The 22,862-nt window shown below is 63.7% G+C and carries 10 protein-coding genes; 6 read left to right on the top strand and 4 right to left on the bottom strand.

From position 1 onward, the window contains the following. Positions 1-160: 160 nt before the first annotated feature. Positions 161-13,057 (bottom strand): non-ribosomal peptide synthetase, encoded by a 12,897-nt coding sequence (locus NTD89_RS06350; protein WP_262206765.1) that lies wholly within the window; start codon positions 13,055-13,057, stop codon positions 161-163. 51 nt (positions 13,058-13,108) lie between these two features. After that, the gene (locus NTD89_RS06345) at positions 13,109-13,861 is read right to left on the bottom strand and encodes a thioesterase II family protein (RefSeq protein WP_262206764.1); all 753 of its coding nucleotides are present in this window, start codon (positions 13,859-13,861) and stop codon (positions 13,109-13,111) included. 337 nt (positions 13,862-14,198) lie between these two features. On the opposite strand from NTD89_RS06345, the gene NTD89_RS06340 reads away from it, so the two are divergent. Then, positions 14,199-14,750: an RNA polymerase factor sigma-70 gene (locus NTD89_RS06340; protein WP_145158825.1), complete on the top strand. Its 552-nt coding sequence runs from the start codon at positions 14,199-14,201 to the stop codon at positions 14,748-14,750. A gap of 223 nt (positions 14,751-14,973) precedes the next feature. Here the strand turns inward: NTD89_RS06340 and NTD89_RS06335 are convergent, their stop codons facing one another. Both NTD89_RS06335 and NTD89_RS06330 read right to left on the bottom strand, forming a co-directional pair. Beyond that, complete coding sequence (locus NTD89_RS06335; RefSeq protein ID WP_145158827.1) at positions 14,974-15,762, bottom strand: substrate-binding periplasmic protein; 789 nt, start codon at positions 15,760-15,762, stop codon at positions 14,974-14,976. A gap of 93 nt (positions 15,763-15,855) precedes the next feature. Next, positions 15,856-16,479 (bottom strand): TetR/AcrR family transcriptional regulator, encoded by a 624-nt coding sequence (locus NTD89_RS06330; RefSeq protein ID WP_262206763.1) that lies wholly within the window; start codon positions 16,477-16,479, stop codon positions 15,856-15,858. A 153-nt stretch (positions 16,480-16,632) separates the two neighbouring features. Between NTD89_RS06330 and NTD89_RS06325 the strand changes: the two genes are divergently transcribed. From NTD89_RS06325 to NTD89_RS06305, 5 genes are read left to right on the top strand one after another with little or no spacing between them, the layout of a single operon-like run. After that, positions 16,633-18,411, top strand: a complete 1,779-nt coding sequence (locus NTD89_RS06325) for an acyclic terpene utilization AtuA family protein (protein WP_262206762.1) — start codon at positions 16,633-16,635, stop codon at positions 18,409-18,411. A 13-nt stretch (positions 18,412-18,424) separates the two neighbouring features. Continuing rightward, on the top strand, positions 18,425-19,297 hold the full coding sequence (locus NTD89_RS06320) for an SDR family oxidoreductase (protein ID WP_262206761.1): 873 nt from the start codon (positions 18,425-18,427) through the stop codon (positions 19,295-19,297). 3 nt (positions 19,298-19,300) lie between these two features. After that, entirely contained in the window at positions 19,301-20,917 is a 1,617-nt protein-coding gene (gene atuC / locus NTD89_RS06315; RefSeq protein WP_262206760.1) for a geranyl-CoA carboxylase subunit beta, read from the top strand. Positions 20,918-20,932: 15 nt separating this feature from the next. Then, positions 20,933-22,090, top strand: a complete 1,158-nt coding sequence (atuD, locus tag NTD89_RS06310; protein ID WP_145158837.1) for a citronellyl-CoA dehydrogenase — start codon at positions 20,933-20,935, stop codon at positions 22,088-22,090. Beyond that, positions 22,087-22,854 (top strand): enoyl-CoA hydratase/isomerase family protein, encoded by a 768-nt coding sequence (locus NTD89_RS06305; RefSeq protein ID WP_262206759.1) that lies wholly within the window; start codon positions 22,087-22,089, stop codon positions 22,852-22,854. The genes atuD and NTD89_RS06305 overlap by 4 nt, the downstream gene beginning before the upstream one ends. The last annotated feature ends 8 nt before the right edge of the window (positions 22,855-22,862 follow it).

Below are 22,862 nucleotides of genomic sequence, written 5' to 3'. Positions count from 1 at the left end.
CCGTTTTTCACTCATTTGCTTCCCATCAGGCAACAGCCCTTAAAACACTGTATATAAAAACAGTATTATGGAAATCACCTACGCCACTCGAGGTCGATATCCTACAAACAAAGGCGGAAATAAGCACAATTTCTCTCACCGCCAGTTGTTCCAGTTTTCCTTAAAGCCCCTCCAACTCCGCCATCAAATCACTCAACCGATCCACCTTCTCGGCACTGATTTCATTCGCCGCCACCCCCTCGATGTACTCAGCCAACTCCGCCACCGTGCTGCACTCAAACATCGCCCGCAGTGGCACATCGCGTTGCAGGGTTTTCTGCACGCGGGAGGCAATCTGCGTGGCCAGCAACGAGTGCCCGCCCAGCTCGAAGAAGTTGTCCTGTACGCCCACCTTGTCGACTTTCAGTACCTCGGCCCAGATAGCCGCCAACGTCGTTTCCAGTTCGTTGCGCGGCGCCAGGTAGTCCTGACTGTGCAACTGGCCGATCTCCAGGGTCGGCAGGGCCTTGCGGTCGAGTTTGCCGTTGGCGTTCAGCGGCAGGCGCTCGAGCCATAACCAGTGCAGTGGCACCATGTATTCCGGCAGCTCTGCGCGCAGGCGTTGCTTGATGCGGTCCAGGCGCTCGCTCGGGTTGAGGCTTTCATCCGCCGCCACTAGGTAACCCACCAAGTGCTTGCCGTTGACGCCCTCTTGTACACCCACCGCGGCGTCACGCACCTGCGGCTGTTCATGCAGGCGCGCTTCGATTTCACCCAGCTCGATGCGGTAGCCGCGAATCTTCACCTGGTGGTCGATACGCCCCACATATTCCAACACGCCATCGCTGCGCCGACGTGCCAGGTCGCCGGTGCGATAGAGACGCTCGCCGGGTGCGCCAAACGGGTTGGGCACAAACACCTGCGCCGTGCGCAACGGATCGCTGACGTAACCACGGCCCACACCAGTCCCCGCCACACACAGCTCGCCAACCGCGCCCTGTGGCACCAACGCCAGTGCGCCATCGAGCACGTACAACCGGTTGTTGTCGGTCGGGGTGCCAATCGGCAAATAAGTGCCTTGGGTTGACGCCAGATCGACGCGGAAGAACGCCACGTCATCCGAACATTCCGCCGGGCCATAAGCGTTGACCAGGCCAATATCTGGATACCGCAGCAGCCATTGGTGCGCCAGCTCCGGCGGCATTGCTTCGCCCGTCGGCAGCATCCAGCGCAGGCCGTCCAGGCTCATGCGTTCCTGGGCGAGCATGCCCTGGATCAAGGACGGCACGCTTTCCAGCACAGTAATGCCCTGGGCCTGCACATGGGCCAGCAAACCTTGCGGATCATGGGCGACCGTATTCGGCACAATATCCACCCGCGCGCCAAACAGCGGCGCAGCGAGGAATTGCCACACGGAAATATCGAAACTTTGCGACGCAGTTTGGGCGATTACATCCGCCGGGCTCAGGTCCAGATACGGCACCTTGCTCAACTGGTTATTCAGCATGCCGCGCTGTTCGACCATCACGCCTTTGGGCAGCCCGGTGGAGCCCGAGGTGTAGATCACGTAGGCGAGGTTGTCCGGGCCGCTGTAGACACCTGGATTTTCCCCACGGCCCGGCACTTCCTCCCACACCAGCAACTGGCAGTCGGTACCTTCCAGCAATTCAATTGCCTGCTCGCGACACGCCTCGGTGCACACCAGCAACGGCGTGCGGCTCAAGTCGATAATCCGGCTCAGGCGCTGGCTTGGCAGGCCTGGGTCCAGCGGCAGATAACCGGCGCCGGCCTTGAAGCTGCCGATGATCATGCCCAGCAAGTCGAGGTTACGCTCGGCCAGCAATGCCACCGGCTGGTCCAGGCCAACGCCTGCTGCGATCAGCGCGTGACCCAAACCGTTGCTGCGCCGATTCAATTCGTCGTAACTCCACTGTTGGTCGAGGCAGCTGGCCGCGATGCGCTGTGGATGCTCGGCCACCTGCGCCTCGAACAGCTCGACATAGCTGCGCTCCAACGGGTAGACGTGCTCACTCTGGTTGCAGCCGTCGAGCAGGAATTCACGTTCCTGCGCGCCAATCAATGGCAGGTCGGCCATGTCGCCATGGAAACCCTGCACCAGCGCCAGCAGCAGGCGCTTGAACTCGCCGAGCATGCCCTGCACGGTGCTCTCGTCGAAGTAACGCTGGTCGTAGGACAGGTGCAAACCGAGGTCATCGCCCGGGTAGCACACCGCGGTCAGCGGAAAGTTGGTGTGGGTGCGGCCGGAATCCGAGGTGGCATTCAGGCTTTGCGCGTGGTCCAGCACCGAGACCTCCACCGGCGCGTTCTCGAACACGAACAGGCTGTCGAACAGCGGTTGGCCCTTGGGCAATTCGCTGTGTTCCTGAATGGTCACCAGCGGCAGGTACTCGTACTCGCGCAGCTGCATGTTGCTGTCAAGCAAGCCGCTCAACCACTGGCGCACGCTGCAGCGCTGACCGTCTTCAGGCAGTTTCACCCGCAGCGCGATGCTGTTGATGAACAGGCCGACAGTGCGTTGCATCTCGGGCATGTCCACCGGGCGCCCGGCCACGGTAACGCCGAACAACACGTCACGCTCGCCGCTCAAGCGACGCAGCACCAACGCCCATGCCGCCTGGGCGAAGGTGTTGACGGTCAGTTGATGGGCCTGCGCCAGTTCACGCAGTTGCGCACCGTCGCGTACCTCCAGGCGGGTGTAGCAGTCGCCCACCACCATGCCGCCGCTATGGCCCGCATGTTCACGCAGGAACGGCCGGTCGCTCGGGATCGGTGTGGTGCGCTCGAAACCTTGCAGGTTGTGCTGCCACCACTGGCGCGCTTCGGCGAGGTTCTGGCGTTGCAGCCAGGCAATGTAATCGCGGTAGCGCGGCGGTGTGGCCAACTGTGCTTCGCGACCTTCGCCCAGGGCCATATAAATTTCAAAGAAGTCATTCATCAACAGCGAACGGCACCAGGCATCGATGAGGATGTGGTGGTTGCTCATCATGAACCAGTAGCGCGCTTCACCAACGCGGATCAGACGCAGGTGAAACGGCGCCTGGTTAAGCAGATCGAAACCGGCTTCACGCTCGGCCTTGAGCAAGGCTTGCAGGCGCGGCTCCTGTTCACTTTCCGGATCGGCGCTCCAGTCCAGGTACTCGATCGGCGTGCTGCCCGGCTTGTGAATCACTTGCAGCATGTCTTCGCCGACGTTCCAGCAGAACGACGCGCGCAAGGCTTCGTGACGGGCGATCACCGCCTGCCAGGCTTGGGCAAACCGCTGCGGGTCGAGCGCGCTGTTGATGCGGTAGCGGTCCTGCATGTAGTAGAGGCCCGTGCCCGGTTCCAGCAAAGTGTGCAGCAGCAGGCCTTCCTGCATCGGCGTCAGCGGGTACACGTCTTCGATGGCGCTGGCCGGCACCGGCAGGCTGTCGAGTTGTGGCTGGGTCAGGTGCGCCAGCGGGAAGTCCGACGGCGTGAGGCCGCCGGCAGCGTCGCTCAGGCAATGCGCGATCAGGCTTTGCAGTTCGCCCAGGTAGGCCTCGGCCAGTTCGCGGATGGTCTGTTGATCGTGGCGCTCGCGGCTGAAGGTCCAGCGCAGCACCAGTTCGCCGCCGTACACCTGGCTGTCGACGCTCAGCTCATTGGGCAACGGCGCCTGCGGGTCATGCGCCAGGCCGGCTGGCTCATCCAGCGGGTGGAACAGCGCATCGGCGCCGAAGCTCTGGTCGAACTGGCCGAGGTAGTTGAAGGTGATGTCGGCGCTTGGCAGTGCGGCCATGGTCTGCTTGCACAGATCGTCCGCCAGGTAACGCAGCACGCCATAGCCCAAACCCTTGTGCGGCACGCCGCGCAGTTGCTCCTTGATCGCCTTGATCGACGCGCTCTGCTCTGCTTGCGGGGTCAAGCGCAATGGGTAAGCACTGGTAAACCAGCCGACGCTGCGGGTCAGGTCGATGTCATCAAACAAGGTTTCACGGCCATGGCCTTCCAGCTGGATCAACGCTGAATCGTGACCACTCCAGCGGCACAGCACACGGGCCAACGCCGTCAGCAGCAGGTCGTTGACCTGAGTGCGATAGGCGCTTGGCGCCTGTTGCAGCAACTGGCGGGTGTGTTGCGCGTCCAGGCGCACGCTGACTGTGTCGGCATCCCGAGTGAGCAGCGAACCGTGTGGGCGATCCACCGGCAATACCGCCGCAGCACCGGCCAACCGGTCTTGCCAAAGGCTCAACTCTTCACGCAGGGATTCACTGCTCGCATAGGCCTGCAAACGCGCAGCCCAATCACGCAAGGCGCTGGTCTTGGCCGGCAGGCTGACCGATTGGCCGTCGCTCAGTTGGCGGTAGACGGTTTGCAGGTCTTCAAGCAATACGCGCCACGACACGCCATCCACCACCAAGTGATGAATCGCGATCAGCAGGCGTTGCTGACCCTGCGGGCCATCCACCAGCAAGGCGCGCAGCAGCGGACCGTGTTCGAGGTCGAGGCTGCGTTGGGTGTCGGTGAACAGCGCGGTGCACTGCGCCATATCGCGCACTTGCGCCTGCATCAGCACGCCGCCGCGCGGCACGGCCAAGTGCTCGGCGTGCCATTGGGCATCGCGCGGCGTAAAGCTCAGGCGCAGGGCGTCGTGGTGTTCCAGCACCGCCAACAGCGCTTGCTCCAGGCGATGAGGGTCGAGCAGTTGCAGCGGTTTGAGCAGCAACGCCTGGTTCCAGTGCTGACGATTCGGAATCGCCGTATCGAAAAACCAATGCTGGATCGGCGTCAGGCCCGAGCTGCCCGTCAGCACCCCTTGTTCGGCGCTGACCCGCTCGGACCGCGTGGCCACGGCCGCGAGGGTTTGCACGGTTTGATGCTGGAACAGGTCGCGCGGGCTGAAGTGAATCCCGGCCTGCCGCGCACGGCTGACCACCTGGATCGACAGAATCGAGTCACCGCCCAGTTCAAAGAAGTTATCGTCAAGACCGACTTGCTGCACGTTCAACACCGCGCACCAGATCGCGGCCAAGGTGTGCTCCAGTTCGTTGCGTGGCGCCACGTAGTCTTGGCGGTTCGCCTCCGGGTCCGGTTGCGGCAAGGCGCGGCGGTCGAGCTTGCCGTTGGCGGTCAGCGGCATGCTGTCCAGCACGATCAGGTGCGCAGGCACCATGTAGTCCGGCAGTTGCGTCTTGAGGTGTGCCTTGAGCGCGTCGCGCAGTGTGCCGTGGTCGGCGTCGCTGACCAGGTAAGCCACCAGCTGTTTGCCGCTCGGCGAATCCAGCGCCAGCACCACCGCTTCGCGCACCGCGTGGTGTTCCAGCAGGCGGGTTTCGATTTCGCCCAGTTCAATGCGGAAACCGCGAATTTTCACCTGATGGTCGATACGGCCCAGGTACTCCACCAGGCCATCGGCGCGTTGGCGCACCAGGTCGCCGGTGCGGTACAAACGCCCGCCATTGGTAGCAAACGGGTCGGCGACAAAACGCTCTGCGGTCATGCCCGGGCGTTGGTGGTAACCCTGCGCCAGACCGGCCCCGCCGACATACAACTCGCCGGTCGCACCCTGCGGCACCAGCGCCAGGTCGGCGTCGAGAATGTAGGCCACGCGGTCGCCGATGATGCTGCCGATCGGCACGCTGCCAGCGCCCTCCTCCACGTGCTCGGGCGCCAGACTGGCCAGCGGCATGACCACGGTTTCGGTCGGGCCGTAGGCGTTGAAAAACACCTCGGGCTGGAACGCTGCGCGGATACGCTGCAAGTGTTCGCCGGTCAGCGCCTCACCGCCGGTGATGCACATGCGCACCGGCAAGGTTTGCTGCTGAGTCGCCAGCCACTGCGCCAACTGGCTGCCATAGCTTGGGGTGAAGCCGAGGATATTGATGCGATGGGTGCGAATCAGCGCGCAGATTTCTTCGGCATCCCACTGGCCCTGGGCGCGCAACACCACCTGCGCGCCGCTGAGCAGCGGCACCAGCAAACGCTCGGTGGCGGCGTCGAAATTGATCGAATAAAAGTGCAGTTCGCAATCGTCCGCACGCATGCCAAAGCGCTTGATCACCGCCTGGCAATGCATGGCGATTTCACCGTGGGACACCACCACGCCTTTGGGCTTGCCGGTGGAACCTGAGGTGTAGATCAAGTACGCCTGATGTTGCGGCAAGCTGATAAAGGGCAGCTCGTCGGCCGAGTAATTGGCGAGCATCGGCAGGTCATCTTCCAGGCACCAGCACGCCACCGTCGCCGGCAGCTCACCAAGGGCTTCGAACAGTGCCGCGTCACTGAGCAGCAGGCCGATGCCGCTGTCTTCGATCATGTAGAGCAAGCGGTCCAGCGGGTATTCAGGGTCGAGCGGCACATAGGCGCCACCGGCCTTGAGAATCGCCAACAAGCCAATCACCATTTCCAGGGAACGCGGCAACGCCAGGCCGACGCGCACCTGTGGGCCGACGCCGCGCTCACGTAGCATCCACGCCAGGCGGTTGGCGCGGGCGTCCAGTTCGCGGTAGGTAAGGGTTTCACCGGCAAAGGTCAGCGCCGGCGCATCGGCACGCTTGCTCGCCTGCTGACTGAACAACTGATGAATGCACTGATCGAGGCAATGCTCGCCCGCTTCCATACCGAGGCTGTCCTGCAACGCGCGCTGCTCGGCGGCGGTCAGCAACGGCAATTCGCTGAGGCGCTGCTGCGGGTTGGCGATCAATGCCTCCAGCAAGTTGCGCCAATGCTCGGCCATGCGCGCAATGCGCGGTTCGTCGAACAGGTCGGTGCTGTAGGTCAGGCAGCAACCCAGGCGATGGTCGAGGTCGGTGACTTCCAGGTTGAGGTCGAACTTGGTCGCACGCGCGTCGTTGGCCAGGTACTCGACGGTCATGCCGGCCAGTTGGCGGCTCTGCTGGAATTCCCAGCGCTGCACGTTGCACATCACTTGGAACAGCGGGTTGTAGGCCGCGCTGCGCGGGGGTTGCAGGGCTTCCACCAAATGATCGAACGGCAGGTCCTGATGGGACTGGCCTTCAATCACGGTGTGGCGCACCTGCTCGAACAACTCGCCCACCTTCATCTGCCCAGTGAGCTGGCAACGCAGCACCTGGGTGTTGAGGAATGCGCCGATCAGCCCTTCGCTTTCCGGACGAATGCGGTTGGCCACCGGCGCGCCGATGCGCAGGTCGGTCTGGCCGCTGTAGCGGTAGAGCAACACGGCCAGGGTGGCGGTCATGGTCATGAACAGGGTCAGGCCGCGTTCGGCATTGAAGGCGCGCACGCGGGCGGCCAGTTCATCGCTCAGGTCAAAGCGGTACAGCTCGCCCTGATGGCTTTGCACCGGCGGACGCGGGCGGTCGCCGGGCAGTTCGAGCAGTGGATGCTCATGCCCAAGCTGCCCGATCCAGTAGTCGAGTTGGCGCTGACGCTCGCCGGACTCCAGCCATTGGCGCTGCCACACGCTGTAGTCGAGGTACTGCACCGGCAACGGCGCCAGCGGCGAATCGCGCTCGTCGATAAAAGCCTCGTACAGCGCGCTGAGTTCACGCGCGAAGATGTCCATCGCCCAGCCTTCGGTGACGATGTGGTGCAGGGTCAGCACCAGGTAGTGTTCCTGCTCGCCGGCCTTGACCAGGCACGCCCGCAGCAGTGGCCCGGTTTCCAGGTTGAACGGTGTATGGGCTTCGTGGTCGGCCAGTTGTTGCAGGCGCAGCTGACGCTCGGCTTCAGTGAGCGCCGAGAAATCCTGCCAGTCCATGCGCAGGCCGGTTTGCGGCGCGACCTTTTGCTGGGCCACGCCGTCGAGGCTCGGGAAGGTGGTGCGCAGGGTTTCGTGACGCATGATCAAGGCTTGCAACGCCGCCTCGAAACGCCCCACGTCCAGCACGCCACGCAGGCGCGCCATGCCACCGACGTTGTAGGCCGGGCTGTCCGGCTCCATCTGCCAGAGGAACCACATGCGCTGCTGCGAATAGGACAGCGGCACCGGCGCGCTGCGGTCGACCTTGGCGATGGCGGTTTGCTGGTTGCGCTGGCCCGAGGCCTGGATCAACCCGACTTGCTCGGCAAACGCGCCCAGCTCGCTGGCTTCGAACAAAGTGCGCAGCGGCAGCTCGACGTCGCAGGCCTGGCGGGTGCGCGAGATGATTTGAGTGGCCAGCAACGAGTGGCCGCCGAGGGCGAAGAAGTCGTCGCCCAGGCCAATGCGAGGCAGGCCGAGGACTTCGCGCCAGATTGCCGCAATCTGCTGCTGCAACGGAGTTCGGGGTTCGATGTGTTCACGGGTTTGCCACACCGGCGCCGGCAAGGCACGGCGGTCCAGTTTGCCGCTGGGGCTCAGCGGCATCGCCTCCAGACGCAGCAGTTGCGCGGGCACCATGTATTCCGGCAGCTCGGCGGCCAGGGCGGTTTTTACCTGCTGCTCGTCCAGCGCGGTGCTGGCGGTGTAGTAGCCGATCAGTTGCTGGTCACGCACCAGCACCACGGCTTGGGCGATGCCGTCCATGGCCAACAGGCGTGCTTCGATTTCTTCCGGCTCCACGCGAAAGCCACGCAGTTTGACCTGCTGATCGAGCCGGCCGAGGTATTCGAGTACGCCATCAGCGCTCCAGCGCACACGGTCACCGGTGCGGTACAGGCGTGTGCCCGCCTCGCCCAAGGGGTCGGCGACGAAACGTTCGGCGGTCAACCCGGCGCGGCCGAGGTAACCGCGCGCCAGGCCGATGCCGCCGATGCACAATTCGCCCGGCACACCGGCCGGCAATGGGTTGAGGTGTTCGTCCAGCACGCGACAGATCACATTGCCCAGCGGCCGGCCAATCGGCGAGCGCTCGCCGTCTTCGGCCTGGCACTGCCAGTGGGTGACGTTGATCGCGGTTTCCGTCGGGCCATAACGGTTGTGCAATTGCACCGCCGGCAACTGTGCCAAGACGCGGTTGCGCAGTTCGGCGGGCAAGGCTTCACCGCCGGAGAACAGGCGGCGCAGGCTGGTGCATTCGGCCACCCGCGGCTCATCGATAAACAGCTGCAACAGCGGCGGCACAAAGTGCAGGGTGGTTACGCCGTGTTCCTGCACTAACTGCGCGATGCGGTGCGGGTCGCGATGCTCGCCAGGGCCGGCCAGCACCAGGCGGCAACCGGTGATCAATGGCCAGAAGCACTCCCACACCGACACGTCGAAACTGATCGGTGCTTTTTGCATCAGCACATCAGTGTCGTTGAGTTGATACGTGGCTTGCATCCACTGCAATCGCTCGGCCAGCGCCGCATGGGTATTACCCACGCCCTTGGGCTGGCCGGTGGAGCCGGAGGTGTAGATCACGTAGGCGAGGTTGTCGCCATGCAGATGCAAACCCGGTGCCTGGGTCGGCCAGCTGTCGAGGTGCAGGCTGTCCATGGCGATCACGCACACACCTTCGGGTGCCGGTAGCAGCTCGAGCAGTGAGGTTTGGGTCAACAGCAGGTGCACGCCGCTGTCCTGGAGCATGTAGGCCAGGCGGTCGGCGGGGTAATCCGGGTCGAGCGGCACATAGGCGCCACCGGCCTTGATGATCGCCAGCAAGCCGATCAACAGTTGCGGCGAGCGTTCGGCGGCGATGGCCACGCACACATCCGGGCCAACGCCCTTGTCACGCAGGTAATGGGCCAGGCGGTTGGCCTGGGTGTGCAGTTGGGCGAAGGTCAGGTTGCCGTCCTGCCAGACCAGCGCGGTGTTGTCCGCGGTGTGTTGGCTGAGCAACTCCGGCAGCCACTGCTGCGCCGGCGTGCACGGCGCGGCGCTCCACGGCTGTTGTTCGTCGGCGTGCATCAGCTGCAAGTCGCCGATGGCCTGTTGCGGTTGCTCGCACACGGCGTGCAGCATGTTGATGAAGTGCTCGGCGAGACGCTGAATGGTTGCGCTGTCGAACAGCTCATCGGCGTAGTCGAACGACAGGCTCAAGCGCCCGTTGCGGTCTTCTTCGCTGTGCAGTTGCAGGTCGAACTTGGCCTCGCGGCTGTGCCATGGCAACTCATCGGCCAGCATGCCCGGCAGGCGGCGCAAGGCACTCAGGTCGCGTTGCTGGTGGTTGAACATGACCTGGAACAGGCCCTGTTCGCGGGCGTGCGGGAAGGCTTCCAGCAGTTGCTCGAACGGCAGGTCCTGATGCGCCTGGGCGCCCAACGCAGCCTGACGGGTGGCCGCCAACAATTGATCGAACGGCAGACGGCCATCCAGCTCGGCGCGCAGCACCAGGGTGTTGATGAAGAAGCCGATCAGGCCTTGGGTTTCCTGGCGCGGGCGGTTGGCATTCGGCACGCCGATGCGAATATCGCGCTGGCCGCTGTAGCGGTAGAGCAGGCTTTGGAACGCCGCCAGCAGCAGCATGAACGGGGTGGCTTGGTGGTCTTGGGCGGTCTGGCGAATCGCTGCACTGAGGCCGGCCTCCAGGCGCACGCTATGGCGCGACGCGCTGTGGCGTTGTTGCGACGAGCGCGGATGGTCGGTGGCCAGGCTCAGGCTCGGATGTTCCTCGCCCAACTGGGTTTTCCAGTACGCCAGTTGCCGCTGGCCTTCGCCTTCGGCCAGCCATTGGCGCTGCCAGCTGCCGTAGTCGGCGTATTGCAGGGCCAATGGTGGTAGCTCCAGGGTCTGGCCTTGCGTTGCGGCGGCATACAGGCGCGAGAATTCGTCGATGAGGATATTCAGCGACCAACCGTCGGCAATGATGTGGTGCAGCGTCACCAGCAATTGGTGATCTTCATCGTCCAGGCGCACCAGGGTCACCCACAGCAGCGGGCCTTTTTCCAGGTCGAACTGGGTGCGCGCCTCGTCTTCGCGGATCTGCTGCGCGCGCGCCTCACGCTCGGCGCCCGGCAGGTCGCTGAGGTCGATAATTTGCAGGTCGAATTCGGCGCTTGCCTGCACACGCTGGAAGGCCTGGCCGTCGCGCTCGTAGAAACGCGTACGCAGGGCTTCGTGACGCTGGATCAGGTGCTGGAAGCTGGCGCGCACGGCGTCTTCGTCCAACTCGCCGCGCAAACGCAAGGCGCCGGGGATGGTGTAGGCGCTGCTCTGCGGGTCAAGTTGCCAGGTGATCCACAGGCGGTTTTGCGCCAGGGATTGCGGCAGGTCGTCCTGGCGCGACAAGGCATGAATCGCGCCTTGAGCAACGCCGCCGTCCTGCTGCAATTGCGCAACGCTTGCGGCAAAGCTCGCCAGGGTCGGCGCTTCGAACAGCATGCGCAGGTTCAGCTCCAGCCCCAGAGTTTCGCGCAGGCGGGCGACCACTTGGGTGGCGGTGATGGAGTTACCGCCGAGCAGGAAAAAGTGGTCATCGGCCGCAACGGTTGCGACCTGCAACTGCTCGCACCAGATGGCGGCGATCTGGTTTTGCAGATCGGATTCCAACGCCGCATCGCTCGTGTGCGCTTGCAGGTCGGGGAACTGCGCGTAGCTGTCGAGGCTGCCATCGGCGTGGCGAAGGGCACAGGCCGAGCGCTGCACTTTGCCGCTGGAGGTCTTCGGCAAGGCGCCGGGGTTGAGCAGCACCACCACGCTCGGGGCTTCTTGATACGCCTCGGCCACGGCCTGGCGGATGGCTTTGATCAGCGCCTCGGGCGGCAGGATTTTCTGCACGCTGCGGCTGATTTCGGCGGCGATGCCGATGCCTTCCAGGCCTTGGTCATTCACTGCAAAAGCGGCAACGCGGCCCTTGCGCACCACTTCCACTTCGCGCTCGATGGTTTGTTCGATGTCCTGGGGATACAGGTTGTGGCCGCGCACGATCAGCAGGTCTTTCAGGCGACCGGTGATGTACACCTGGCCCTCGCGGATAAAACCCAGGTCGCCGGTGCGCAGCCAGGTGCGGCCGGCGTGCTGTACAAACGTCTTGGCCGACGCTTGCGGGTTGCGCCAGTAGCCGTGGGCGATGCTCGGGCCGCTGGCCCACAGTTCGCCGACGTGGTTATCCGGCAGTTCGCTCAGCGTGTGCGGGTCGGCGATCAACACCGCGTGCTCCGGCTGGCTGGTGCCGCAACTCATGATCGCGTTGCCCTGCCCCGGTTCGGCGCGGTTGGCGGCCAACGCCTGTTCATCCAGGCGCAAGGCCGGGATGCCGTGGCCACGGGTGCCGCCGGCGACGAACAGGGTCGCCTCGGCCAGGCCGTAGGAGGCGAAGAAATTGTTCGGGGTGAAGCCACACGTCGCGAACTTCTCGGCGAAGCGCTCCAGGGTGTCGAGGCGGATCGGTTCAGAGCCCGAATAGGCCACGCGCCAGGTGCTCAAGTCGAGGCGCTCCAGGGCGGATTCGCTGACCCGCTCGCTGCACAGGCGGTAGGCGAAGTCCGGGCCACCGCTGATGGTGCCGCGGTATTCACTGATCGCCTCCAGCCAACGCAGCGGCCGGCCAAGGAAGTACGCCGGCGACATCAACACGCACGGCACGCCACTGAAGATCGGTTGCAGCAGGCCGCCGATCAGGCCCATGTCGTGGTACAGCGGCAGCCAGCTGACGATCACGTCATCCGGGTTGAGGTCGATGCCGAAGCCACGGCGGATCAGCACTTCGTTGGCCACCAGGTTGCCGTGGCTGACTTGCACGCCTTTGGGCAATGCGGTGGAGCCGGAGGTGTATTGCAGGAAGGCGATGTCGTCGGCGTGCAGTTCGGGTTCGACCCAGCGCTCGGCGAGCTGTGCATCCAGGGTGTCGACGCTCAGCACCGGGGGTGCGTTTTCGATCTGCGCCAGGCCGCCGCCGAGGCTGGCGATGGTCAGCAGCAAGCGAGGTTCGGCGTCACTGATGATCGACAGCAAGCGCTCCTGATGATGCCGGCGCGTGGACTCTGGCGGATACGCCGGCACTGCGATGACCCCGGCGTACAGGCAGCCAAAAAACGCCGCGACGTAGTCCGGGCCGCTGGGGAACAACAGCACCGCGCGCTCGCCCAACGCCACATTGGCCTGCAAGGCGGCGGCGATGGCGCGGGCGCGCTGGTCCAGGTCACGGTAGCTGAGCACAACGTTTTGCTCGGCAGAGTCGGCGAGGAAGCGCAGGGCCACCTGGTCCGGGGTCTGCGCGGCGCGACGTTGAAGGGACTGGACCAGAGTGCGGGGAAGTTCGAAGGCGTCCATCATGGGGTTCCTGCCTGAAATCGGCTTACGGGAAAATCGAGAAATAGAGAGCGTTCAGACGGCGGCCAGCTGCCGCGCCGCGTCACTACGCCAGCGTGCGAGGTGCTCGTCGGCGTAGCGCCGCAGGCAACGCAGCACGGCGCTTTCGTGCTGCACGAGAAAGAAGTGGTGGCCGTCGAACATGTCCAGGGAAAAGCCGCTGGCGGCGTCGGCCTGCCAGTCAAGCAACTGGTCGGCGCGCACGCTGTCTTGCTTGCCGCCAAACACGTGGATCGGCATGCCCAGCGGTTCGCGCTGGCCGTAGGTGAAGCTGCCGCAGAGCAGGAAGTCGGCGCGCAGGATCGGCAGCATCAACTGCATCAATTCGGGGTTGGCCAGGGCCTCTTCGGCGGTGCCCTGCAATTCGCGCAGGCGGGCGATCAGTTGTTGGTCGGTCTTTTCAATGGCGTAGTCGCTCACATCACGGCGCGCCGGGCCGGCGGTGCCAGAGGCAAACAACGCCAGCGGCTCAGGCGCACCGCGCTCGCGCAGGGCGTGGGCCAATTCGAAGGCGAGCAGGCCGCCGAGGCTGTGGCCGAACAGGGCATACGGGCCGTTCAGGTCACGGCTGATTTCATCCGCCAACTGCGCTGCCAAGGCCTTGATGTCGCGCTGCAACGGCTCATCCATGCGCATGCCGCGCCCCGGCAATTCCAGTGGGCACACTTGCAACCAATCCGGCAGAGCCCGACGCCAACGCGCATAGACCATGGCGCTGGCCCCCGAATAGGGCAGGCAAAACAGGCGCAGTCGCGTGGCGGTACTCATCGGCTGAGCGCTCTCATCAGGCTGAGGGCGCCCGATAGGCTAAAGGCTTCAAACTGAAACACGCTGTATGCACCGTACAAACCCATGTCGTCCTCCTGCGGGCGCTGATCCCTGGCCGTTTGTTAACGGACCTGTCACCCATGAGAACGGACGGTGCCGGCAAATAATTAGTCTGCGGGCAAGCGCGAGACCTGGTTCACACCTTTCAGAAAGGCATAAGATTAGTTCGTCTTCTCATTTGACAATCATTATCATTAAGCATAATTTGTTGCCCGATGTGTAGGAGGCCTCAGCACGGACGCCCTCCCCTAACCTCTTTTGCGACAAGGTGATTTCCATGACGGAACAAGTATTCACAGGCAGGTGCGACTCACCGCTTCTCCAGGCATTCGTCGACAATCGTTTGATTCTGGTGAAGATCGCGGCACGCATTACCGGCTGCCGCTCGCGCGCCGAAGACGTGGTGCAGGACGCCTACTTCCGGCTGCAATCGGCGCCGACGATCACCTCATCGTTCAAGGCCCAACTGAGTTATCTGTTCCAGATCGTGCGCAACCTGGCGATCGATCACTACCGCAAGCAGGCCCTGGAACTCAAATACTCCGGGACCGAAGAGGAAGGCTTGAATGTGGTCATTCACGGCGCTTCACCGGAAACCTCGCACATCAACTTCAACACCCTGGAAAACATCGCCGACGCCCTGACGCAATTGCCCCAACGCACCCGTTACGCGTTCGAGATGTATCGCCTGCACGGCGTGCCGCAAAAGGACATCGCCAAGGAACTCGGCGTCTCGCCGACCCTGGTGAACTTCATGATTCGTGATGCGCTGGTGCATTGCCGCAAAGTGTCGGGCAGCCACAGCGATACGTTTGCACGTCGAGTCTGAGTATGGGGAAAGGGCTTGTTGTGGTGGGCAGGGTTGCTGTGGCAAGCGGGCTTGTTGTGGCGAGCGGGCTTGCCCCGCGTCGGGCTGCGCAGCAGCCCTGAACCAGACACTGCGGTCTGACTGAAAACCTGCGGCGGCTTTATTGGGGCCGCTTCGCAGCCCAACGCGGGGCAAGCCCGCTCGCCACAGCAAGCCTACCCGCCACAGCAAGCCTGATCCGCGCTCAGTGCACCGCTGTCACATCAATGCGATACGGCTCGAAGATCTTCAACAGCTGCCCGTTATCGCGCAGGCGCTTGAGCATCTCGGCAAACGCCGCTCCGGTAATCGGTGCCTTTGGCCGCAGCAACGCGTAGTGGTGGTACACCTGGTCAATCCGCTCCGAGACCAGGAACTGCCCGGCCATGTCCGCGTTGCGCACCATGAAATCACTCAAGTACGAACGCGTGACCAGTGCGATGTCCGCACGCCCGCGCGCCACCATCAGCAAGTTGCTGTCATGGGAATAGGTCAACGTGGCGTTGAAATGCTCGGTCATGTACTTGGGGTCGGGGTTGAAGTTGGCAAAGGCGTAGTGATAACCGCTGAACACGGCCAGACGCTTGCCGTTGAGGTCGGCGAAATAGCGCTGATCGCGACCGGGCTCACGTTGGGCGACGAAAATTTCCGCGTCCTCAAGCCCCATGTCCACGGCAGTGTGGTCAATGTTCTGCCAGCCCCAATCGGGATTTTCGAAGATCGCCATGTCGACCCGGCCTTGCTCGAAATCGCGAAAACGCCGCGGGATCGACGTCGGCACCAGTACAAACTGGTAGTCGGTTTGCGAGGCGTTCAGCGCCTCGACCAGTTGCGGCAGTAAACCGGTGTCGGCGCCTTGCTCGGGGCGTACGGTGTAGGGCGGAAAATGCGCGGCGCCGATCCTCACCAATTGCGCAGCCGAAGCCGGCATCCACCCCGCGGTGCCCAGTGCCCATAAAGTTAGTCCTGCAGCCAGCCGCCATGGCGAAAACATTGAGGCACACACCGTTTAATACTCTGATGGCGATAAGCTAGGCGTTTTTGTCAGGTGAGACAACTTTCCATCGGCAAATTAATGGCTTGCGCCTCAATCGGCCTTCAGCACCATCAGCAGGGCTTCTTCGGCCAATTGCTCCAGGGTCAGGCTGCCTTGGGCGCGGAACCACGTGGTGGTCCACGACAATGCGCCGGTGAGGAAACGCCGGGTGATAAATACATCGCCCCTGATGTAACCGGCGGCCTTGGCCTCGCCCAGCACCTGCAACCAGATGTCTTCGTACACATCCCGCAGCGCCAGCACCTGAGCCTGGCCATCGGCCGACAGCGAACGCCATTCGTAGACCAGCACCGCCATGGCCTCGCCGCTGCCGCCCATGATCGACTGCAACTCACAGCGAATCAGCGCCAATACGCGTTCACGCACGCTGTTCGCTTCCTCGAGTGAGGCGCGCATCATCGCGGTGTTGTAGTGGATGGTTTCCTCCATCACCGCGCGCAGGATCTCGTCCTTGCTCTTAAAGTGATGAAAGATGCTGCCGGACTGAATGCCCACCGCGCTGGCCAGGTCACGCACGGTGGTGCGCTCAAAGCCTTTGTTGCGAAACAGGTGAGCTGCGGTTTGCAGCAATTTGCCCCGGGCACTGTCGGGGTCGGTCAATTGGCCGGCATCGACCATGGTGCGCATCACCCTCAGGGCTTTTTGCTCATCCATGCCTCTCTCCTTCACGTGTGCTGACGTCGTGGGCGGCAATTTAGGCCGTGGCCGCCACCCAAGCAAGCGCTTGGGCAAAACTTGTGTACAGAGTTTACAAACCAAGCGCTTGCTTGGTAGTCTCGACGCCAGCCATTCGAGGACGGATTTCTCATGAGCAAGACGGTACGTATCGGCTGCGCCAGCGCTTTCTGGGGTGACACCTGCACCGCCGCCGCCCAGCTGGTGCACGGCGGCGCGCTGGATTACCTGGTGTTCGACTATTTGGCGGAAGTCACCCTGTCGATCCTTGCCGGCGCACGGATGAAAGACCCTCAGGCCGGCTACGCCACGGATTTCGTCGAAGTGCTCACGCCGCTGCTGGGCGACATCCAGCGCCAGGGCATCCGCGTGATCAGCAATGCCGGCGGCATCAACCCGCAAGCGTGCGCCGCCGCCCTGCAAGCAGCCTGCGACAAGGCGCAAATCCCGCTGAAAATCGCCGTGCTGCTGGGCGATGACCTGCAACCGCAGCTCAAGCACCTGCACGGCGTCAGCGATATGTTCAACGGCGCGCCGCTGCCGCCGATGTGCGTGTCGGCCAACGCCTACCTCGGCGCGCCGGGCATCGCCAAGGCACTTGAGCTGGGCGCCGACATCGTGATCACCGGCCGCGTGGTCGACAGCGCCGTGGTCAGCGCCGCATTGGTGCACGAATTCAACTGGTCATGGCAGGACTATGACCGCCTCGCCCAAGCTGCCCTCGCCGGGCACATCATCGAATGCGGCGCGCAATGCACGGGCGGCAACTTCACCGATTGGCGTGACGTGCCGGACTACGAGCACATCGGTTTTCCCATCGTCGAGGTCAGTGCCGACGGCCAGTTCACCGTTAATAAAGTCGACGGCACGGGCGGGCTGATCAGCGAACTCAGCGTGGCCGAACAGCTGCTGTATGAAATCGGCGACCCGCGCGCCTACCTGCTGCCCGATGTGATCTGCGACTTCAGCCAGGTCAAACTGCAGCAGCAGGGCAAAAACCAAGTGCGCCTGCACGGCGCCAAAGGTTTGCCGCCCACCGATCAGTACAAAGTCAGCGCCACCTACCCGGACGGTTTTCGTTGCACCGCCAGCTGCCTGATCGCCGGGATCGACGCGGTGGCCAAGGCCGAGCGTGTCAGCCAGGCGCTCATCAACAAGACCTCTCAACTGTTCAGCCAGCGCGGCTGGGCGCCTTACACCGAGGTCAACATCGAACTGCTCGGCAGCGAAGCCACCTACGGCGCGCACGCCCAGCGTCAGGATTGCCGCGAAGTGGTGGTCAAGCTGGCAGTGCGGCACCCGAGCAAACAGGCGCTGGTGCTGTTCGCCCGCGAGATCGCCCAGGCAGCCACCGGTATGGCGCCGGGGTTGACCGGAATTGTTGGCGGCCGCCCGACGGTGTATCCGCTGATTCGGCTGTTTTCGTTCCTGATCGATAAATCATCCTGTGAGCTGGTGATCGACTTCCAAGGCCAGCGTCACGCCATTGAACTGCCCGCCTCTGCGCCACTGGTCACCCCGGCTGAGCCGATCGACCCGCCCAAGCCCCAGGGCCGCGCCGACGCCAGCGTGCCGCTGGTGAAACTGGCCGTCGCGCGCTCCGGCGACAAAGGCAACCACAGCAATATCGGCGTGATCGCCCGCCATCCCGACTACTTGCCGTGGATCGCCGAAGTGCTGACCCCGCAAGTGATCGTCGACTGGATGAGCCACGTGCTTGACCCCTTCCACGGCCGCGTCGAACGCTGGTACTTGCCCGGCAGCCACAGCCTGAATTTCCTGCTGGAAAACGCCCTGGGCGGCGGCGGTATCGCCAGCCTGCGCATCGACCCGCAGGGCAAAGCCTTCGCCCAGCAACTGCTGGAAATTCCCATCGCCGTGCCGCAACACATCGCCGATCAACTCAAATAAAAGGAGCGTTGCCGTGGCCTTCGACTCAATCTTCAAAGCCGACCTGTTCCACGGGCAAACCGTGATCGTCACCGGTGGCGGCAGTGGCATTGGCCGCTGCACCGCGCATGAACTCGCGGCCCTCGGCGCTCAAGTGATTCTGGTGGGGCGCAAACCGGAAAAACTGCAAACGGTGGCCGCGGAAATCGCCGAAGACGGCGGCACGGCGCATTGGCAGGCTTGCGATATTCGCGATGAAGACGCGGTGAAGGCGCTGGTCACGCAGATCCTCCACGCACACGGGCCGATTCACGGGCTGGTGAATAACGCCGGCGGCCAATACCCGTCGCCCCTGGCCTCGATCAATCAAAAGGGCTTTGAAACCGTGCTGCGCACCAACCTGGTCGGCGGTTTCCTGATGGCGCGGGAAGTGTTCAATCAATCCATGGGCAAACACGGCGGCGCCATCGTCAACATGCTCGCCGACATGTGGGGCGGCATGCCCGGCATGGGCCACTCGGGCGCAGCCAGGTCGGGCATGGACAACTTCACCAAAACCGCCGCCTTCGAATGGGGTTATGCCGGCGTGCGCGTCAACGCCGTGGCGCCGGGCTGGATTGCCTCCAGCGGCATGGACACCTACGAAGGCGCCTTCAAGGCGGTGATCCCGACCCTGCGCGAGCACGTGCCGCTCAAGCGGATCGGCACCGAATCGGAGGTCAGCGCGGCCATCGTGTTCCTGCTCAGCCCCGCCGCCGCGTTCATCAGCGGCAGCACCTTGCGCATCGACGGCGCCGCCAGCCTGGGCAGCCGCGCCTGGCCGCTGCCCAAGGCGCAACCGCCGAGCGAGCCGTTCAATGGTTTCCACCGCGCCTACCTGCCCGACGTGCTCAAGGCGGAGCAATAAACCATGCCGGTGATTGAAAGCTTGATCGACGCCCATAGCCCGCAGTTCGCGCAAAACCGCGAGGCGATGCTGGCCGCCATCGCGCAGTTGCGCCAACTGGAGCACGCCCTGCTCAGCAAGGCGCAGGAAGCCAAAGCCAAGTTCGACACGCGCGGCCAACTGCTGCCCCGCGAGCGCCTCAACCTGCTGCTGGACCCCGGCGCGCCGTTCCTGGAACTGGCCAGCCTGGCCGGCTACAAACTCCACGACGACAAAGACGGCAGCGCGGCCGGCGGCGGTTTGATCGCCGGCATCGGCTACGTCAGTGGCGTGCGCATGTTGGTGGTGGCCAACAACAGCGCGATCAAGGGCGGCACCATTTCCCCCACGGGGCTGAAAAAATCCCTGCGCCTGCAACAGATCGCCATGGAAAACAAACTGCCGGTGGTGACGCTCGCCGAAAGCGGCGGTGCCAACCTCAACTACGCCGCCGAGATTTTCGTCGAGGGCGCCCGCAGCTTTGCCAACCAGGCGCGCATGTCGGCCATGGGCCTGCCGCAGATCACCGTGGTGCACGGCTCGGCCACGGCCGGCGGTGCGTATCAGCCGGGGCTGTCGGATTACGTGGTGGTGGTGCGCGGCAAGGCCAAGCTGTTTCTCGCCGGACCGCCGCTGCTCAAGGCCGCCACCGGCGAAGTGGCCACCGATGAGGAACTGGGTGGCGCCCAGATGCACGCGCAAACCGCCGGCACCGCCGAATACCTGGCCGAAAACGATGCCGACGGCGTGCGCATCGTGCGCGAGATCGTCAGCCTGTTGCCTTGGGCTGAGCACCTGCCGCGTGCGCCAACACGCAGTTACACAGAACCGCTGTACCCCATCGAAGAGCTGCTGGGGCTGATCCCCGACGACCCGAAAAAGCCCTACGACGTGCGCGAAATCCTCGCGCGCCTGGCCGACGGTTCCAACTTCCTCGAATTCAAGGGCGAGTTCGACGCCCACACCGTCTGCGGCCATTTGCACATCCAAGGCCGCGCCGTCGGCGTGATCGGCAATAACGGCCCGATCACGCCCAAAGGCGCGAGCAAGGCCGCGCAATTTATCCAGCTGTGCGACCAGAGCCGCACGCCGCTGCTGTTCCTGCACAACACCACAGGTTTCATGGTGGGCACCGAGTCGGAGCAACACGGCGTGATCAAGCACGGCGCGAAGATGATTCAGGCAGTGGCCAATGCGCGGGTGCCTAAACTCACGGTGGTGGTCGGCGGCTCCTACGGCGCCGGCAACTACGCCATGTGCGGCCGCGGCCTGGACCCGCGCTTTATCTTCGCCTGGCCCAACAGCCGCACGGCGGTGATGGGCGGCGCGCAGGCGGGCAAGGTGCTGCGCATCGTCACCGAGGCCAAGCAATTGAAGGAGGGTTTGGTGCCCGACCCCAAGGTGCTCGACATGCTCGAACAGGTCACCGCGCAGAAGCTCGACAGCCAGTCCACCGCGCTCTATGGCAGCGCGAATCTGTGGGACGACGGGCTGATCGATCCACGCGATACCCGCACGCTGCTGGGTTACCTGCTGGACATTTGCCATGAGGCCCAGAGGCGGCAGTTGCAACCCAACAGCTTCGGCGTGGCGCGTTTCTAAAGGAGAACAACAACAATGATTTTTACCCAGGAACATCAGGAACTGCGCCGCACCGTGCGCGCCTTCGTCGATCGCGAGATCAACCCGCATGTGGACGAATGGGAAAAAGCCGGGCGCTTCCCCATTCACGAGATCTTTCGCAAGGCCGGTGACCTCGGCCTGCTGGGCATTTCCAAGCCGGAGCCATTCGGCGGCATGGGCCTGGATTACAGTTATTCCATTGTTGCGGCCGAAGAATTCGGCACCATCCGCTGCGGCGGCATCCCCATGTCCATCGGCGTGCAGACCGACATGTGCACCCCCGCCCTCGCCCGATTCGGCAGCGATGAACTGCGCGACGAGTTCCTGCGCCCGGCCATCAGCGGCGAGCAGGTCGGCTGCATCGGCGTCTCGGAAACCGGCGCCGGCTCCGACGTCGCCGGGCTGAAAACCCATGCACGCAAAGACGGCGACGACTACGTGATCAACGGCAGCAAAATGTGGATCACCAACTCGCCCAGCGCCGACTTCATTTGCCTGCTGGCCAACACCTCCGACGACAAGCCGCACATCAACAAGTCGCTGATCATGGTGCCGATGAACACGCCGGGCATCAGCGTCAGCCCACCGCTGGAAAAACTCGGCATGCACAGCTCCGAGACTGCCCAGGTGTTCTTCGACGGTGTGCGCGTGCCGCAGCGCAATCGCATCGGCCACGAAGGGGCGGGCTTCATGATGCAAATGCTGCAGTTCCAGGAAGAACGCCTGTTTGGCGCGGCCAACATGATCAAGGGCCTGGAATACTGCATCGACAGCACCATTGAGTACTGCAAAGAACGCCAGACCTTCGGCAAAGCGCTGATCGACAACCAGGTCATTCACTTTCGCCTGGCCGAACTGGCCACTGAAATCGAATGCCTGCGCGCGCTGGTCTACCAGGCCACCGAGCAATACATCAAAGGCCAGGACGTGACCCGCCTGGCGTCCATGGCCAAACTCAAGGCCGGGCGCCTGGGCCGCGAGGTCAGCGACAGCTGCCTGCAATACTGGGGCGGCATGGGTTTTATGTGGGACAACCCGGTGGCCCGCGCCTACCGCGACGTACGGCTGGTGTCGATTGGCGGCGGCGCCGACGAAATCATGCTGGGCATCATCTGCAAATTGATGGGCACGCTGCCTGGGAAAAAATCATGAATACCTTGCTGCTCGAACCGCATAACGGCGTGCTGCACATCACCCTCAATCGCCCGGCGCATCGCAATGCCATGAGCCTGGAGATGGTCAACGAACTGCGGACGGTGTTGGCGCAGCTCGACAGCCAGGTGCGTGCGCTGGTGATCAGCGGCGCGGGCGGGCATTTCTGCGCGGGGGCGGATGTGAAAGACATGGTCACCGCCGGCGGCACGGCGCAGTTGCAGGCGCTGAACCGTGCGTTTGGCACCTTGCTGCAAGAAGTTGAGGCGGTGCCGCAAGTGGTGATCGTGGTGCTGCAAGGCGCCGTGCTGGGGGGCGGGTTTGGGCTGGCGTGTGTGAGTGACATTGCGATCACCGATCACCAGGCGCGATTCGGCTTGCCGGAAACCAGCTTAGGCTTGTTGCCAGCGCAGATTGCGCCGTTTGTGGTCAAGCGGATTGGCCTGACCCAGGCGCGCCGGCTGGCGCTGACCGCGGCGCGGTTTGATGGGCTTGAGGCGCAGCGCTTGGGCGTGGTGCATTTTGCCGAGAGCGATGCGCAGGCATTGGCGCAGCGCCTGGATGAGGTGTTGGGACACGTGCTGCAGTGTGCGCCGGGCGCGAATGCGCGGACTAAAGCGCTGTTGCTGGCCAGTGCCGACGAGCCGCTTGAGGCGGTGCTGGATCGCGGGGCGCAGTGGTTTGCCGAGGCGGTGACGGGCGTGGAAGGAATAGAGGGGACGCAGGCTTTTGTGCAGAAGCGTAAGCCAGGCTGGTGCAAATGACGCCATCG

Origin of the sequence: Pseudomonas sp. 14P_5.3_Bac1 (assembly GCF_025466135.1) — a bacterium.
Lineage (GTDB): Bacteria > Pseudomonadota > Gammaproteobacteria > Pseudomonadales > Pseudomonadaceae > Aquipseudomonas.
This window is presented reverse-complemented; position numbering and strand designations above follow the sequence as displayed.

Bases quoted from the DNA above. Each gene is read 5' to 3' on its own strand.
- NTD89_RS06350 (WP_262206765.1), bottom strand. From the start codon at position 13,057: ATGATGGACGCCTTCGAACTTCCCCGCACTCTGGTCCAGTCCCTTCAA.
- NTD89_RS06345 (WP_262206764.1), bottom strand. From the start codon at position 13,861: ATGAGTACCGCCACGCGACTGCGCCTGTTTTGCCTGCCCTATTCGGGG.
- NTD89_RS06340 (WP_145158825.1), top strand. From the start codon at position 14,199: ATGACGGAACAAGTATTCACAGGCAGGTGCGACTCACCGCTTCTCCAG.
- NTD89_RS06335 (WP_145158827.1), bottom strand. From the start codon at position 15,762: ATGTTTTCGCCATGGCGGCTGGCTGCAGGACTAACTTTATGGGCACTG.
- NTD89_RS06330 (WP_262206763.1), bottom strand. From the start codon at position 16,479: ATGGATGAGCAAAAAGCCCTGAGGGTGATGCGCACCATGGTCGATGCC.
- NTD89_RS06325 (WP_262206762.1), top strand. From the start codon at position 16,633: ATGAGCAAGACGGTACGTATCGGCTGCGCCAGCGCTTTCTGGGGTGAC.
- atuC (WP_262206760.1), top strand. From the start codon at position 19,301: ATGCCGGTGATTGAAAGCTTGATCGACGCCCATAGCCCGCAGTTCGCG.
- atuD (WP_145158837.1), top strand. From the start codon at position 20,933: ATGATTTTTACCCAGGAACATCAGGAACTGCGCCGCACCGTGCGCGCC.
- NTD89_RS06305 (WP_262206759.1), top strand. From the start codon at position 22,087: ATGAATACCTTGCTGCTCGAACCGCATAACGGCGTGCTGCACATCACC.